11 protein-coding genes are annotated in these 15,654 nt (G+C 71.0%); 2 read left to right on the plus strand and 9 right to left on the minus strand.

Annotated elements, in window-relative coordinates:
• Positions 1-12: 12 nt before the first annotated feature.
• Complete coding sequence (locus A3AG_RS0115950; RefSeq protein ID WP_240619855.1) at positions 13-1,977, minus strand: copper resistance system multicopper oxidase; 1,965 nt, start codon at positions 1,975-1,977, stop codon at positions 13-15.
• Between the two features lie 179 nt (positions 1,978-2,156).
• Between A3AG_RS0115950 and A3AG_RS0115955 the strand changes: the two genes are divergently transcribed.
• Positions 2,157-2,882: a heavy metal response regulator transcription factor gene (locus A3AG_RS0115955; protein WP_018006379.1), complete on the plus strand. Its 726-nt coding sequence runs from the start codon at positions 2,157-2,159 to the stop codon at positions 2,880-2,882.
• Entirely contained in the window at positions 2,879-4,264 is a 1,386-nt protein-coding gene (locus tag A3AG_RS0115960) for a heavy metal sensor histidine kinase (RefSeq protein ID WP_018006380.1), read from the plus strand. The genes A3AG_RS0115955 and A3AG_RS0115960 overlap by 4 nt, the downstream gene beginning before the upstream one ends.
• A gap of 253 nt (positions 4,265-4,517) precedes the next feature.
• Here A3AG_RS0115960 and A3AG_RS0115965 read toward each other — a convergent pair whose 3' ends face one another.
• The 8 genes from A3AG_RS0115965 to A3AG_RS0116000 form a co-directional block, all read right to left on the minus strand.
• Positions 4,518-6,995: a CHASE2 domain-containing protein gene (locus A3AG_RS0115965; protein WP_018006381.1), complete on the minus strand. Its 2,478-nt coding sequence runs from the start codon at positions 6,993-6,995 to the stop codon at positions 4,518-4,520.
• Positions 6,973-8,658 carry a FecR family protein gene (locus A3AG_RS0115970; RefSeq protein ID WP_018006382.1) on the minus strand — a complete coding sequence of 562 codons (1,686 nt, stop codon included), beginning with the start codon at positions 8,656-8,658 and terminating at the stop codon, positions 6,973-6,975. Before A3AG_RS0115970 ends, A3AG_RS0115965 begins: the two co-directional genes overlap by 23 nt.
• Positions 8,651-9,376: a response regulator transcription factor gene (locus A3AG_RS0115975; RefSeq protein WP_018006383.1), complete on the minus strand. Its 726-nt coding sequence runs from the start codon at positions 9,374-9,376 to the stop codon at positions 8,651-8,653. The genes A3AG_RS0115970 and A3AG_RS0115975 overlap by 8 nt, the downstream gene beginning before the upstream one ends.
• 229 nt (positions 9,377-9,605) lie before the next feature.
• On the minus strand, positions 9,606-10,976 hold the full coding sequence (gene pelG / locus A3AG_RS0115980) for an exopolysaccharide Pel transporter PelG (RefSeq protein WP_018006384.1): 1,371 nt from the start codon (positions 10,974-10,976) through the stop codon (positions 9,606-9,608).
• 2 nt (positions 10,977-10,978) lie between these two features.
• Positions 10,979-12,574, minus strand: a complete 1,596-nt coding sequence (gene pelF, locus A3AG_RS0115985; protein ID WP_018006385.1) for a GT4 family glycosyltransferase PelF — start codon at positions 12,572-12,574, stop codon at positions 10,979-10,981.
• On the minus strand, positions 12,571-13,557 hold the full coding sequence (locus A3AG_RS0115990) for a tetratricopeptide repeat protein (RefSeq protein ID WP_018006386.1): 987 nt from the start codon (positions 13,555-13,557) through the stop codon (positions 12,571-12,573). Before A3AG_RS0115990 ends, pelF begins: the two co-directional genes overlap by 4 nt.
• Positions 13,550-14,989: a PelD GGDEF domain-containing protein gene (locus A3AG_RS0115995; RefSeq protein ID WP_018006387.1), complete on the minus strand. Its 1,440-nt coding sequence runs from the start codon at positions 14,987-14,989 to the stop codon at positions 13,550-13,552. Before A3AG_RS0115995 ends, A3AG_RS0115990 begins: the two co-directional genes overlap by 8 nt.
• Positions 14,990-15,054: 65 nt before the next feature.
• Entirely contained in the window at positions 15,055-15,609 is a 555-nt protein-coding gene (locus A3AG_RS0116000; protein ID WP_026164226.1) for a hypothetical protein, read from the minus strand.
• Positions 15,610-15,654 lie beyond the last annotated feature (45 nt).

Below are 15,654 nucleotides of genomic sequence, written 5' to 3' on the forward strand. Positions count from 1 at the left end.
CAGCTGGTTTCATCACGCCACCACCACTTCGCGGAACATGCCGGCATCCATATGCAGCATCAGGTGGCAATGCCAGGCCCAGCGCCCCACGGCATCGGCCGTGACCAGGAAGCTGATGCGCTGCGCCGGCTGCACCGGGATGGTGTGGCGCCGTGCCTGGAAGCTGCCGTCGGGCGCCTCCAGTTCGCTCCACATGCCATGCAGGTGCATGGGGTGGGTCATCATGGTGTCGTTGTGCAGGATCACGCGCAGCCGTTCGCCATGCTTGAAGTAGATCGGCGTGGACTTGCCAAACTCGACGCCGTCGAACGACCACGTATAACGCTCCATATTGCCGGTCAGGTGCAGCTCGACCTCGCGCCCCGGCCCGCGCGCATCCATGGCCCCGCCGATGGTGTGCTGGTCGGCCAGCGTCAGCACGCGCCTGCCGTTGTTGCGCAGGCCGATGCCAGGATCGTCCAGGTTGGTGCGGGCCATGTCGACGCGCATGTCGGTGCTGGCGCCGTATTCGGTGCGGGCATGGCGCGCGGTCTTGCTGGGCACCCGCAGCGCATCGGCGGGCGCCATGGCGTGCTGGCTGTGGTCCATGCCGGCGTGGTCCATGCCGGCCATCCGCATGGCACCATGGCCAGCGTGGGCGCCGTGGCCACTGTCGCCGCTGTGGCCGCTGTGGCCGCTGTGGCCGCTGTGGCCGCTGTGGCCGCTGTCGCCGCTGTGGCCACTGTCGCCGCTGTGGCCGCCATGGCCGGTCATCGCGCCCATCATGTCGGTCATGGTGAGCCATTCGGCCCGGTCCAGCGCGGGTACCGGCGCCGACAGTCCGGCGCGCACCGCCAGCGTGCCGCGCGCATACCCGGTGCGGTCCATCGACTGCGCGAACAGGGTGTAGGCGTCGTCCTGCGGCGTGACGATGGCGTCGCAGGTCTCGCCCGGGCCGAAGCGGAATTCGTCGACAGTGACGGGCTCGATGTCCTGGCCGTCGACCTGCACCACGCGCAGCTTGAGCCCGGGGATGCGCACGTCGTAGAAGGTGTTGCCCGAGCCGTTGATAAAGCGCAGGCGCACGGTCTCGCCGCGGCGGAACAGGCCGGTCCAGTTGCCCGCCGGCGTGACGCCGTTGGCCAGGTGGGTCAGGGTCGCGCTCGACAGGTCCGCCAGGTCGGTCGGGTTCATCCGCATCTGGTTCCACATGCGGCGCTTGTCCAGCGCCTGCTTCAGCCCGTCGCGCGACACGTCGCGGAAGAAGTCGACCACGGTGGGCTGGTTGTAGTTGTAGTAGTCGCCCTGGATCTTGAGCTTGTTCAGCACCCGCATCGGATCTTCGTCGGTCCAGTCCGACAGCAGCACGGTATGGTCGCGGTCGGCGTGCGCGCGCTCGTGCCCGGAGGCCGGATCGATGACGATGCCGCCGTACACGCCGGTCATCTCCTGGAAGCCGGAGTGCGAGTGGTACCAGTAGCTGCCGGTCTGCGCGACCTTGAAGCGGTAGGTGAAGGTCTCGCCGGGCGGGATGCCCGGGAAGCTGATGCCGGGCACGCCATCCATCTGGTAGGGCAGGATGATGCCGTGCCAGTGGATCGAAGTGGCCTCGCGCAGGCGGTTGGTCACGCGGATGGTGACGGTGTCGCCCTCGCGCCAGCGCAGCGTCGGGCCGGGCAGCATGCCGTTGATGGTGGTGGCGATGGTGGGCTTGCCGGTGTAGTTGACCAGCGCTTCGCCGATCACCAGGTCGAACTCGGTGCCGCGCAGCACCGGGCCGGCACCGCTGCCCGCCGGCGCCGGCTGCCCGTCGCGCGCGCCGCCGCCGTGCCCCGCATGCTGCGCCCAGGCGCTGCCGCCCAGCCCGAGGCCGGCCACCACGCCACCGGCGGCCAGCCCCTGCACGAAGCGGCGGCGCCGGAGGTCCGGCAAGCCGGAGAGCGGATCAGGCAGCAGAAGAGGCAGCGCTGGGCGGCCGGGGCTTGGATGGCGTCGCATGTCACGTCGGTTCGGTTAGTCGGCACCCCAAGCGTAGCCAGCGCCACCCTACCGCGGTCTGACCGGAACATGACAATCCGGTAATCTTGCGGTCATGTTGGCGCCGGCAACGCCGGCGTAGAGTTGCCTGGCCGTCATGAAGAGCCATCGGCCGGGCCGATCGCGTAAGGAAAGTGCTGATGAAACTGCTTGTGGTGGAGGACGAGTCCAAGACCGGCGAATACCTGCGCCAGGGGCTGACCGAGGCGGGATTCGTCGTCGACCTGGTGCGCAACGGGCTGGACGGCCAGCACATGGCCATGACCGAGCCCTACGACCTGGTCATCCTCGACGTGATGCTGCCGGACGTCGATGGCTGGCGCATCGTGCAGGCGCTGCGCGCGGGGCAGAACCCCGTGCCGGTGTTGTTCCTGACCGCGCGCGACAGCGTGGCCGACCGCGTCAAGGGCCTGGAACTGGGTGCCGACGACTACCTGGTCAAGCCGTTCGCCTTTTCCGAACTGCTTGCGCGGGTGCGCACGCTGCTGCGCCGCGGCACCGCGCAGATGACGCTGGACCGCATCCAGGTGGCCGACCTGGTGCTGGACCTGACCCGCCGCCGCGCCACGCGCGCCGGCCGCCGCATCACGCTGACCAGCAAGGAGTTCGCGTTGCTGGAACTGCTGGCGCGCCGCCGCGGCGAGGTGCTGCCGCGCTCGCTGATCGCCTCGCAGGTGTGGGACATGAACTTCGACAGCGACAGCAATGTCATCGACGTCGCCATCCGGCGCCTGCGCGCCAAGATCGACGACGGCTTCGAGGCCCGCCTGATCCAGACCGTGCGCGGCATGGGCTATGTGCTCGAGTCGCCCGAAGCCGCCGACGCAGCAGAGGCGCCGCCGGCAAACGACGAGCGGCCCACATGACGCCCCGCCTGTCGCTGACGGCACGGCTCACCATCCTGTTCTCGCTGTCGTCGGCGGCGGTGCTGCTGGGCCTGGGCGTGCTGATCTGGCTGGCGATCGACGATCATTTCGCCGACGAGGACTATGCCGTGCTGGGCGACAACGTGCGGCTGATCGAGAAGATCGCCGCCGAAGGCCCGGCGGCGTCGCTGCCGCAACGCCTGGGGCCGGCGCTGGAGCACCATGCCGGCTTTGTCGCCGAAGTGCGTGGCGCCGATGGCAAGCGCCTGTACGCCACGCGGGATTTCGACTTCGGCCCGGCGCTGGCGGCCGCCGCGCGGGTGCCGGCGGCAAACGACGCGTTTGCCTGGGAACAGGATGGCCAGAGCTACCGCGGCCTGCGCGCGCAGCTGGCGGTGGCGCCGGCAGGGGGCCAGCCGGGCACGCTGCAGGTGCTGGTCGGCATGGACACGGCACTGCATGACCACTTCCTGCACGCATTCCGCAGCACGCTGGCCTTCTACGGCACGCTGGCGGCGCTGGCGAGCGGGCTGCTGGGCTGGTGGGCGGCGCGCCGCGGGCTGTCGCCGCTGCGCACCATGGCCTCGCGCGCGCGCACCGTGACCGCGCACAAGCTGGACGAACGCATGCCGGTCGACGCCGTGCCGGTGGAAATGGCGGACCTGGCCGCCACCCTCAACGCGATGCTGGAGCGCCTGCAGCGCGACTTCGCCCGCCTGTCGGAATTCTCGTCGGACCTGGCGCACGAGCTGCGCACGCCGATCACCAACCTGATGACGCAGACCCAGGTGGTGCTGTCGCAGCCGCGCGATGCGGCGCGCTACCGCGATGTGCTGGCGTCCAACGTGGAAGAGCTGCAGCGGCTGTCGCGCATGGTCTCGGACATGCTGTACCTGGCCAAGACCGAGCACGGCATCACGCTGCCCAGCGCGGAACCGATCGAGGTCGCGGATGAAGTCGAGGCGCTGTTCGATTTCTACGATGCGCTCGCCGAGGACAAGGGCGTGCGGCTCACGCTGCGCGGCCGCGGCCGCATCACCGGCGACCGGCTGATGCTGCGCCGGGCGCTGAGCAACCTGCTGTCGAATGCGCTGCGGCATACGCCCGCGGGCAAGGGCATCGTGGTGGCCATCACGCCAGTCGCCGACGCGGTGCAGGTGGTGGTCGAGAACGAAGGCGAGACCATCCGGCCGGAGCTGCTGCCCGTGCTGTTCGACCGCTTCTTCCGCGCCGACAAATCGCGCGCGCGGCCTGAGTCCGATGGCGCGGGACTGGGGCTGGGGCTGGCGATCACGCAGGCCATCGTCGCCGCGCACGGTGGCGCCATCGGCGTGTCGTCTGAGGCGGGCAAGACGCGCTTTACCCTGACGTTTCGCGCCTAGTTTCGCGCTTGGTTTCGCGCTTGGTTTCGCGCTTGGTTTCGCGCTTGGTTTCGCGCTCGGTTTCGCACCTGGGGACAAAAAAGCCGCCCACGCCAGTTACAGCCGAGGGGGAGCTGGCGTGGGCGTGAAGACCACCGGATGCGGCTCCAGCGGTGCCCCGATGCTACGCAAATCCCTCGTTCGCGACTGCCAACAATTGTGTCGGCGGCCGTAACAGGCAGCGCCTCTGCACGCGTCGCGCGTTGCGCCGCGGTCATGGCGGGGTGGGCAAGGTCGGCGAAAGCGGCAGTTCGATGCGGAACACCGCACCCATGCCGGGCTGGCTGCGCACGCTGGCCTGGCCGCCATGCCGCTCGGCCACGGCGCGCACCAGCACCAGGCCCAGACCGGTCCCTTCCGGCGCGCCCTGCCGGCCTTCGTGCAGCCGCGCGAACGGCTCGAACAGCCGGGCCTGGTCGGCCTCGGCAATGCCCGACCCATGGTCCTGCACGGCCACCACGAAGCGCTCCGCCGCGCGCGTCAGCGACACCGTCACGGTCGCGCCCGCTGGGCTGAACTTGATCGCATTGCTGACCAGGTTGGCGATGGCGCGCACCAGCAACGCGGGTTCGCCCTGCAGCACCGCGGGGTCGTCGGGCAGGTCGATCTGCAACGACACCTCGCGTGCCTTGGCCAGCGCCCACAACTGGTCGGTGGCGTCGAGCACCAGGCCGCCGAGCTCCACCTCCATGAAAGCCAGCGCCTTCGACTCCGCGCGCGCGACGCTGATGAAATCGTCGGCCAGCGTCAGGGTGCGGCGCGCATGCGCGGCGATGCGGGCCAGCACGCCGTTGGCCGCGGCGCCGTCGCCCGCGCCGGTGCCGGCGCTGGTGCCGGCGCTGGTGCCCGCCTGATGCGCGCGACGCTCTTCCAGTTCGATCAGCGCCAGGATCGACGCCTGCGGCGAGCGCATGTCGTGCGAGAGGAAGCGCAGCATCTGCTCGCGCTGGCGCTCCGCCAGGCGCATCGCGGTGATGTCGATCACGCTGACGATCAGGCCCGCCACGGCGCCGGATTCGCCGTGCAGCGGCGCGCCATGCAGCAGGTAGCGGCGGTCGCCGCGCCCGGACACTTCGATGCCGCCCTCGGGCACCGGTGCCGGCATGACCGGCGCGCCGGCGTAGCGATCGTGCAGCGCCTGCCAGTAGGCCAGCGCCGGTGCCGGCGACGGGCACACCGCCTCGATCAGCGCGCGGATGCCGGGACGCGGCAGGTCCGGCGCCGCAGGCCCCTCCGGTACGCGCGCCAGCACCGCCGGGGCCAGCGCCACGCAGCGCCGGTTGGCCAGCAGCACGCCGCCATCCAGGTCGCAGATGGCGGTGGCATCGGGCAGGCTTTCGAGACCGTCGGCGAGGAAACTGCGCAGGCCGCGCAGTTGCGCGCTCATGCCGTAGACGGCGCGCATGCGGCTGTCGAGCGTGGCGCCGGGATGGCGCGGCGCGTGCATGACCCCGGGCTCGCGCTCGAGCCGCGCGAGCTCGTCGCTGAGGAAGCGCAGCGCCGCTTCCTGGCGCAGCCAGCTCCACAACGGATAGAACAGCACGCAGCCCAGCACCGCGGCGGCCGGGGCGAACCATAGCCGCGCCAGCGCCAGCAGCGCCAGCGAGCCCAGCAGCAGGCCCGCCAGCAGCAGCCCGGTGGCGACCAGCGCGCCGCGCGGCGGCAGCCGCAGCGCGGCCAGCGCGGCCAGCAGCACCGCGAGCAGCGTGCCGCCGGCCTGCCATGCCGGGGATACCGCGACAATGGCATCGCCGTCGCTCACCGCCTGCACGGTGTTGGCCAGGATCTCGACCCCGCTCATGCCGCGGCCATCGCGCGAGACCGGGGTCGGCAGCACGTCGCCCATGCCGGTGGCGAGGGCGCCGATCAGCACCGCCTTGCCGGCAAACCTAGCCGGATCGATGCGGCCCTCGAGCACGTCGCGCACCGACACGCGGGCAAAGGTGCCGGGCGGGCCGGCGTACGGAATGCGCAGGCGGCCGCTGCGTTCCCAGCCGTTGGCTTCAGTGACCACGGCCGGCTCGTGGTGCACGCCGACGGGCAACGCGCCGGCGCGACCGAAGCCCGCCATCACCGCGGCCAGGTGCGGCACGCCGGCGGCGGCGACCGGGTGCGGGCCTTCGCGCAGGTAGACCTGGCGCGCCACGCCGTCGGTATCGACCACCATGTTGATATGGCCGACGGCGGCGCCCAGCCCGGCCAGCGGATAGCGCACCAGCATGCCGGCGGAGCCGGGCTCGGCCAGCACCGGCAGCACCACGTTGCCGGCCAGCGCCATGCTGCGCGCCAGCACGGCATCGTCGTGCGGATAACGGGTATCGCGTTCGGCCAGGATCACGTCGACGCCGATCACGCGCGGGCCACCGGCGGCGATGCGTTCGATCAGCTGCGCCAGCACCGCGCGGCGCCACGGCCAACGGCCGATGGCGGTGATGCTGGCGTCGTCGATGCCGACGATGACGATGTCGTCGCGGGCGGGGTGATGCTGGGCGCCGATGGCGATGTCGTAGGCGGCCAGGTCGGCGCGTTCGGTCCAGCCCTGGCGCGCTGCCAGCATCACCAGCGCCAGCACCGCCACGGCCAGCAGGCACCATTCGACCAGCGTGCGCTGGCCGAAGGCGCGCCCCGGCGCACGCGGCTCGGCGCGCGTGCCGGGCGCGCCGGCTGTGTCAGCGGAGCCGGATGCGGCCACCGCCGTCCGGCCGGTCGCCCGAGCCGATTGCACCGCCCTGCCCGTCGCGCAGCATGGCGATGACTTCAATGCGCTGCGCCGCCGAGAACGCGGCCGGGTCAGGCGCCACGCCCGGCGCGGCGCGCGCCACGCGGATGAAATAGACGCCCGGCGTCGGGCGCGGCAGGTCGATGGCGTTGCTGGCGGTGTGTTCATCGGCCAGCAGCGTGGCGAAGCCCGCATCGGCCGCCAGCTGCACCCGGTAGCCGGGACCGCCGCCGCCATCGGGCCAGCCGATGTGCAGTGCGCCGCCGTCGTCCTGCAGGGTCGGCACCGGCGGCTTGGGCTCGACGCGGAACGGCACCGCATCCGACCACGGGCCCGGCAGGCCAGCCGCATCGACGCTGCGCACGCGCCACCACCAGCGGCCCGGCGCCAGCGCCTGCGCGGCGGGCGAGGCGGCGGCGGCGTGGACGGCGGCGTCGCGGGTAAAGTCGGCATCGGTGGCAAGCGCCAGCTCGTAGCGGGCCGCGGCCGGCACCGTGGCCCATTCGAAGCTCACGGCCTCGGCATAGCGCACCGCATCCGCGGCGGGCTGCTGCGTGAACGGCGCCGGCGGATTCAGCCGCACCGACACCGGCGCCTGCGCATCATGGCCGGTCAGCCGGTGCCGGTCGATGGCGCTGACGCTCAGGTACAGCGTGCCTTCCGGCAGGCCGTCGACGCGCACCCGGGCGGCATCGGCGCCGCTGGCGGTGCCGGACCAGACCAGTTCGCTCAGCGCCGCATCGCGCGCGACCCGCACGTGGTAGGCCACGGCGCCCGGCACCGGTTGCCAGGCCGCCTCGAACGACGGCCCCAGCACGGTTCCATCGGGCGGCAGCAAGGCGGGTGCCGGCAGCAGCGCCACCGGTCGCGACAGCTTGCTGCCGGCGGACACGCCGATGCCATAGCCGGCCTCGAGCGACGCCGCCGCGACCATGGCGCGCCCCGGTGCCGGTGCCGACCGCGGGCGCGCGGCGCTGACGCCGACACGGCCTTGCAGCACCTCGCTGCGGCTGCCGCCCGCGTCGGCTGAGACCCGGTAGCGGGTGCCGCGCACGCCGGTCACCATCATCGGCGTATGCAGCTCGAAGCGGCCGACCCCGCCGCCCTCGGGCGCCACGCGGGTCTCGGCCGCGCCCTTGTCAAGGCGGATCACGGCGTCGACCAGCCCGCTGCGCGCGAACGTGCGCAGCCGGCTGACCGCCACCGTGGTCGAAGGCGGCAAGGTGACGCGGGTGCGGTCCGGCAGCTCCAGCGTGGCCGAGCCACCGGCCGGGGTCTCGATGCGCGCGGCCTCGTCCAGGGTCATGCCGACCTGCACCGGCCGGCCGTTGGCGCGCACCGCGCCGCTGACATAGACCACGCGCGCCGACGCCGCCTGTTCCGGGATCTGGGCGAGCGGGATGCGCATGCGCGACCCCGGCACCAGCCGGTACGGATCGGCCACGCCGTTGAGGCGCTGCAGCGTGCGCCAGCCCTGCTCGGATGCCATATAGCGCGAGGCCAGCCCGATCAGCGTATCGCCCGGCTCGACCACGTAGATGAAGTCGGCGCCCTGCGCGCCCGCGGGTCCGGCCTGCGCCGGCACCGCTGCGCCGGCCAGCACGGCCAGCGCGATACCGCGCACGACCCTACGCATCGCGGTCCTCGTCCGCCTGCGCTTCGGCCGCGGAAATCTCTTCGAAACGATAGCCGTGCGAATACACCGAGGTCAGCCGCACCCCGTTCTCGGGGCGCAGCGCCAGCTTCAGGCGCAAGCGCGAGATATGCGTGTCGAGCGTGCGCGAGCCCGCCCCCATGGCGCGGCCCCACACCGCCTGCTCCATCACCTCGCGCGCCAGCAGGCGCCCGGTATTGCGGAACAGGAACAGGGCCAGCTCATATTCGCGCGGCGACAGCACCGCGGCTTCGCCGCCGACGGTGATGGTGCGCGCGTGGGTATCGACGGTATAGTTGCCACGCCGGATCAGCTCGACTTCCTGCGCGGCCTCGGGGTAGGCGCGGCGCAGCAGCGAGCGCACGCGCGCGACCAGCTCGCCGGCGCGGATGGGCTTGAGCATGTAGTCGTCGGCGCCCACCGTCAGGCCGTCGACGATATCGGCCTCGGCGGTGCGGCTGGTGACGAACAGGATCGGTGGCATGTTGCCGGACTTCTGCCGTACCCAGCTGACCAGTTCATAGCCGCTGGTGCCCGGCAGCTGCCAGTCGACCAGCAGCAGGTCGTAGGCGCGCTCGCGCAGCGCGCGCAGCAAGTCGGCACCGTTGGCGAAGGATTCGCATTCGAAACCGGCTTCGCCCAAAATCTGCCGGATCAGTTCGGCCTGATCCGGATCATCCTCCACGGATGCAATTCGCATACCTCTACACCCTTCTGCCAGCTTCCGACTGCAACTGCGGTCTCTGCCACGGCGTGTCGACGGCCCGGCCGGCAAGTCATTCTTTGTATTTCACCCTGGCAAGGGGGCGCGGCCGTCGATCTGAACCGGCGGGCCAGGCCGAAGCCCGCCGGCTGCCGCCATGTTACCCAATCGCGGCCCATTCCGTCGAGACGCCCCGACGAGGGGTGCACCGGCGTGCTGCGGGACGCTATTGCAGCATGTAGGTCTCGTATTCCAGCCGCTCGAGCTTGTGGTCTAGCATGGCCAGCGCCAGCGCCACCACCACCAGCAGCGACACCGCGAAGCCGTAGCCATACCAGGCCGGCCCCAGCTGCAGCGTCACCAGCGTCAGGGCGAAGTTCAGCACCACGAACAGCGCGGTCAGCAGCAGCACCTCGCGGCGCCGGTCCAGGTAGAAGTAGATGTTGAGCACGCCCAGCAGCACCACCTGCAGGCTGGCGCCGATCACGTCGACGTACAGCAGCGGCAGGTACAGTTCGGAAATGCCGAGCAGCCGCAGCACCCACACGCCCACCGCGAACAGCAGCAGCGCGGCGATGGCCTGCACCTTGACGATCTCGTACAGGCCCAGCCGGATGGTCTGGACCATGGTGTTGCGCATGTCTTCGATATGCTCCAGCGAGCTGCCGCCGCGCACCGCATCGTAGAACGCGTCGTAGTACTCGACGAAATCGGTCTCGATGCGCACCAGGAACACTGCCATGCCGGGGATGATGGCGAGGTAGGCCAGGAACACCGGGATGTCGTAGATGATCGACGCGCGCAGCGGCCCGATCACCTCGTGGCCGGTGGACGGCGCGTACCAGAACATGAACTTGTCGATCCAGATGCCCAGGTTGTAGAGCAGGCCAATCGCCACCAGGCTGGGGTAGGCATAGCGGCGCCGGAACACCTCGAACGAGATGAACTGGCGGCTGGTGTAGTTGCGGTAGATCAGCGTCACCATGCCGGTCAGCAGGCACAGCTGGCCCGCGACAAACCCGCCCAGCAGCCCTTCCATGCCGTAGCCGCGCAGCCCCAGCGCGGCCGCCACCGAGACCGCGTAGCCCAGCAGGAAGGTCCACACGATGGCCTTGTACTGCTTCATGCTCGACAGGAAGATCGCGGCGATCCAGATATTGCTGAGCACCACGAAGCCCGCCACCATCAGCAGCCGGTACAGCACCGACTGCGCGCCGAAGCTGAACACGGCGCACGCCACGCCGATGCCGCCCGACAGCACCGTGGCCAGCAGCGCCACCGCATGGTAGTTGCTGAGGATCAGGTGGTCGCGCTTCTCGAACAGCCGGTCGGAGGTAAAGCGCGTGAACGACAGCTGCATCGGTCCGGTCAGGATCAGGCTGCCCGCGATCAGGTAGGTCACCGAGACCTGGAACTGCGTGATCAGCGTGCCCGGCACCACGAACGGCAGGCTCAGCATGCCGATCAGCAGGATGCCGACGATCGACAGGATCCACGGCCCCGAGCTGATGATGCCGGCATACGCGTAGGCGCTGAGCATGCCGGACAGGTTGTCCCGCCGCAGCATCTTGCGCAGCTCGAATCCAATGCCAGCCATGCTCAGGCTCCTCCGTGGACCGGGCAGCGCGCGGGATTGCCGCCGTGCCGGGCTGGTCCGTCATGCCCGGCGCCGTCGGGCTGCGCCATCAGCCGTTGATACAGTTCGCGGTAGCTGCCGACCATGCGCTCCTGGGTGTAGTAGCGCTCCACGCGCGCCACGCCGGCGGCCTGCGCCGCCTGCCAGCGCGCCGGGTCGCGCAGCAGCCCGAGCGCGGCCGCGGCCAGCGCGGCGGGGTCGGCGATGCGCACTACCTCGCCGGCCGGGCCCAGCGCGGCGTCCTCGCCGGGCAGGCCGAACAGCAGCTCGCGGCACGAGCCCACGTCGGTGGTCACGCACGGCACGCCCGCGGCAAAGCCCTCCAGCACCACCAGCGGCAGCGCTTCGCTGATCGAGCTGAGCACCAGCACGCCCACCTGCGGCAGCAGCGCGTCGATGCGCTGGAAGCCGAGGAACTTCACCTTCTTGCCCAGGCCCAGGCTTTCGGCCAGGCTGCGGCATTCGCGCGCGTATTCGGGATCTTCGTCCTCCGGGCCGGCGATCCAGCCTTCGGCCTCGGGGTATTCGCGCACCACCGTCAGCATCGCGCGGATAAAGGTCTTGACGTCCTTGATGGGCACTACCCGGCCGATCAGGCACAGCACCGGCGGCACGCCGGGCTGGCGCCGCGTGCGCAGCGGCGCCAGGCGCGGCAGGTCGATGCCGTTGGGGATGCTGCGCGTGCGCGCCTCGGGCGCGCCGTCCTGCACCTGGCGGCGGCGGTTGCCCTCGTACAGCGCGACGATGTCGTCGCCGGCGTCGTAGCAGACCCGGCCCAGGGTTTCGAAAAAACGCACCCACAGCTCGCGGAAATAGCTGATCTGGGAGATGTCGCGCTCGAACACATTGCGGTTGTCGCGGATCCACTGGCTCTGGAACAGGTCGATCTTGCGTTCCTTGGTATAGATGCCGTGCTCCGACACCAGCAGCGGGCGCTGGTTGCGGTGGCGCAGCAGCGCGCCGAGAAAGCCCGCATAGCCGGTCGATACCGTGTGGTAGAGCCGCGCCGGGATCAGCCCGTCGGCAATCCGCACCAGCTGCCACAGCGGCTTGTGCATGATGCGCACGGTCCAGAAGTAATCGGTGAACGACGGGTCGGTGCAGAAGCGCCGGTATTGGTCGGTGATGGTCTGCCAGGCGCGGCGGCTGTACAGGAACGCGTCCTCGCCGAGCGCGCCGCCTTCGCGCAGCGCCGGCATCAGTTCGCGGATCATCGCGCCGGCCTCGGCCTCGCGGCCCGGCTCGCGCAGCAGGTCGTGCAGCCGGTCGGCGGCATCGAACGCCTTCGCGTCGCCGCCGCGGCCCTGCACCAGCGGCGGCGGCGGGAAGTCATAGAGGTAGTGCGTCTCCAGGTGCACCACGTTGGCCGGCAGCTGATAGGCCATGTCGCCGTAGTCCTCGCGTCGGCTGCCGATGAAGACGATGCCGAAGCGCAGCTCCGGGAACGCCCGGATCATCTGGTTGACCCAGCTCGACACGCCGCCGCTGACGTACGGGAAGGTGCCTTCGAGCAGCAGCATGACGTCGGCCGAGGCCGCTTTCAACAGGATCTCGCTCATGATTGCCAGTACCGCAGCAGGGGCCGCACCAGCGGGAGCGGCGAGGGGCTGTCAAAGGATGCCATCAGCTGGCGCACCGCGGCGTAGTCGCGTTCCAGGTAGGCGGCTTCGGCCAGGTGCGGCAGCACGCGCTCGCGCGCGAAGCCGAGCGCCTCGGCGCGCTGCAGCCAGGCGCGGGCCTCGCGCGGGGCGTTGCGCGCCAGCGCCAGGCGCCCGCGCATGTACCACAGCGAGGCATTGCTGTCGTCGTGCGACAGCGCCGCGCTGGCGTAGCGCTCGACCTGGCTGGCGGTGTAGCGGTACACGTCGCCCTGCACCAGGTTCTGGTAGATCAGCTCCCAGTACAGGTCGGCCAGGCGCTTGCTGATCTCGGCGCGCTCGGCCGGGCTGTAGGCGGTCTCCAGGCGCGGCAGCTCGGCCAGGATCTGCTGGGTCAGCTGCTTCTCGGCGCCGTCCAGCATGCCGTAGGCGAGCAGCCGGATATCGTCGGCGCTGTCGGCCAGCAGCTCGCGCAGCACCGGGCTGACGGTGCGCGCCGGCATCGACTGCATCGCCACCAGCGCGGTCATGCGCTCCGGCAGCGGCGCGCGCGCATTGCCCAGTTGCGCCCGCAGCCGCGCGCCGCCACCATGCGTGACGCGCGACATCAGGTGCGTGACGAATTCCGGCAGGCCCACGGTGCCGATGCCGCTGGTATCGATGCGGCGCGGGAACAGCTTGGACAGCAGGTAGCTGCCCACGCACACCAGCGCGCCGCCGAGCGGCACGAAGAAGCAGAACAGCGCCAGGAAGCCGTAGCTCCACGCGAACGGCATGCGCAAGCGCCGCGGCAGCAGGCGCCACAGCAGCAACGCCGTCAGCGCGGCGGCGACGGCCTGCATGCCGAAGAACGCCAGCAGCAGCGCGGTGCTGTTGCCGGCGCGAGCCAGCAGCACCAGCGCGGCGATCTGGGCGGCCAGGCCGCCGGCGCCGAGCTTAAACATGGGGCGCTTCCCCGGCCGCCGGCGTCGACGGCGCCGCCGTGCCGTCCACCTGGGCCCGGCGCAGCAGCTTGACCAGCGCCTCTTCGGCGCCGGTCGCGGGCACCGCGAGCGAGTAGACGCCGATGCCGGCGCGGGTGAAATCGGTGCCGAACTGCGCGCGCAGCATGTCTTCGATGCGCACCAGGTAGGCCGCCACGGCCTGCGCATCGGACAGCGGCATCAGCGTCAGCATGGCGCGGTGGTGGGGGTTGACCAGCGGCCAGGCCACGTCCAGCGCGCGCCGGCTGCGCACCACCTGCTCGAACAGCGCATCGCGCTCCGGATCGGTGTCGAACACCAGCGCCACCACCGAGCTGTTGATGCCGGTCTCGCGCTGCAGCCGCGACAGGCGCGCATAGTCCAGCGCAAACGGATACGGGCACGCCGGCAGCGCCGCCAGGATGGTGCGCGTGGCGCCGGCATGCTCGACGCCGTCGGCGTAGTAGCCCAGCAGCACCATCAGCATCTGCAGGTTTTCATAGTTCAGCGACAGGAACGGCATGCGTTCCACCACCAGCAGGCCGATCAGGTGGTCGGAGCCCGCCAGCACCGGCGCCACCGCCACGTAGCGGGTGCGCGCATCGTGCTGCAGGCCGTCGGCGCGCAGGTGGGCCAGCTGGCGCGTGTCCAGGCAGTGGCGCACCAGCGGATCGGTGGTGTCGAGGGTAAAGGCCGGGCCGATGCTGGCCGCGGGCTCGGCGTCGACACGCTCGCCGTCGCAGGCGTAGAGCGCGGCCGCCTCGACCTGGCAGGCCTGCGCCACCACCTGCAGCACCGGCTGCGCGCCGGCCAGCACATGGCCGCCGCGGGCGGCCTCTTCCAGCGCCACGCCGCGCAGCTGCGACAGGGTGTCGCGCAGCGTGGTGGGCCGCGCCAGCAGGTCGTTTTCCAGCCGCGAGTGGGAGATGCGCAGCAGGTAGTGGTTCTTGGTCAGCGCCGCCAGGCGCTCGTCCAGGTAGCGGTTGACGGCGCTGGCACGCGCCAGGCGCGTGCCCCAGATATCGCCGAACTGTCCCGCCACCAGCACCAGCAGCAGGCCGCCGAGGAAGAACAGGCGCGGGAACGGGCCGGGCATCACGCCGGTCTGGTGGTACAGGTACCAGGCGCCCAGCAGCATCAGCACGCTGCCCACCCCGATCAGCGTGCCGTAGCGCAGCGCCAGGATCACCGGCAGCAGCCAGGCCCACGGGAAGCCCATGCCCAGCAGCAACGGGTTCTGCGGCAGCACCAGCCAGGCCAGCCCCAGCGCGGCCAGCATCGCCACCACCAGTTCCACCACGGCCGCCGGTCCGGTGACCGCCGGCGCGAGCAGGCGCGCATAGCGCCCGCCCAGGCCGATACCCTGTCCCTGCCGCGCGCGATAGGTATTGTCAGCCGTCTTGGCCACGCTCATCCCCTTGCTTCAACCATCCATCGCCGCGCTGGCGCGGCGCCGTGCCGATCAACGCCACCCCGACCTCAGCCCTGCATCAGCGGCGCCAGCAGGCGGCGCAACAGCTTCTGCGCGGTACCCGACAGCGAGGCGCGGCTCCAGCCGCTGTCGCTGCCGGTGGCGGACCACACCACTTCGCCGCTGTTCACGTCGAGCAGCTGCAGCGAGATGCCGACCGCCGGCTCGCCGTCCACGCCCACCTTGTAGCGCCATTCCTGCACCGCGCCGGTGAGCGCATAGCGGGCCTTCTCGGCGCGCGCCCATTCCAGCGCCTTGCCTACCGCCTCGCGCTCGGCCGGCTCGAACAGCGTTTCCGGGTTCAGCGCGGCCGGATAGCGCTTCAGGCTGGCCACGCCGCCGGTCTTCAGCAGGCTCTCGGCGATGGCTTCGGCGCGCAGGCCGGCTTGCGGCGTCTCGGTGTAGTTGACGATCGGCAGCACCGCGATGGTCTCGCCGCGCGCCAGCGCCGGCGCGCGCCCGACGTCCGTCACCGCGCAGCCCGCCAGCCACAGCGCCGCGCCCAGCGCGCCGCACCATGCGGCCAGCCGCGCTGCTACGGTCCTGCCCGTGATGCCTGTCATGCCCGTTTGCTTGTTCATGCTGATCCCCTTTTTCCGTATTCCATG

The organism is Cupriavidus neocaledonicus, from assembly GCF_000372525.1.
Taxonomy (GTDB): Bacteria; Pseudomonadota; Gammaproteobacteria; order Burkholderiales; family Burkholderiaceae; genus Cupriavidus; species Cupriavidus neocaledonicus.

Bases quoted from the DNA above. Each gene is read 5' to 3' on its own strand.
- A3AG_RS0115970 (WP_018006382.1), bottom strand. From the start codon at position 8,658: ATGCGTAGGGTCGTGCGCGGTATCGCGCTGGCCGTGCTGGCCGGCGCA.
- A3AG_RS0116000 (WP_026164226.1), bottom strand. From the start codon at position 15,609: ATGACAGGCATCACGGGCAGGACCGTAGCAGCGCGGCTGGCCGCATGG.
- A3AG_RS0115960 (WP_018006380.1), top strand. From the start codon at position 2,879: ATGACGCCCCGCCTGTCGCTGACGGCACGGCTCACCATCCTGTTCTCG.
- A3AG_RS0115950 (WP_240619855.1), bottom strand. From the start codon at position 1,977: ATGCGACGCCATCCAAGCCCCGGCCGCCCAGCGCTGCCTCTTCTGCTG.
- A3AG_RS0115955 (WP_018006379.1), top strand. From the start codon at position 2,157: ATGAAACTGCTTGTGGTGGAGGACGAGTCCAAGACCGGCGAATACCTG.
- pelG (WP_018006384.1), bottom strand. From the start codon at position 10,976: ATGGCTGGCATTGGATTCGAGCTGCGCAAGATGCTGCGGCGGGACAAC.
- A3AG_RS0115995 (WP_018006387.1), bottom strand. From the start codon at position 14,989: ATGAGCGTGGCCAAGACGGCTGACAATACCTATCGCGCGCGGCAGGGA.
- A3AG_RS0115975 (WP_018006383.1), bottom strand. From the start codon at position 9,376: ATGCGAATTGCATCCGTGGAGGATGATCCGGATCAGGCCGAACTGATC.
- A3AG_RS0115990 (WP_018006386.1), bottom strand. From the start codon at position 13,557: ATGTTTAAGCTCGGCGCCGGCGGCCTGGCCGCCCAGATCGCCGCGCTG.
- pelF (WP_018006385.1), bottom strand. From the start codon at position 12,574: ATGAGCGAGATCCTGTTGAAAGCGGCCTCGGCCGACGTCATGCTGCTG.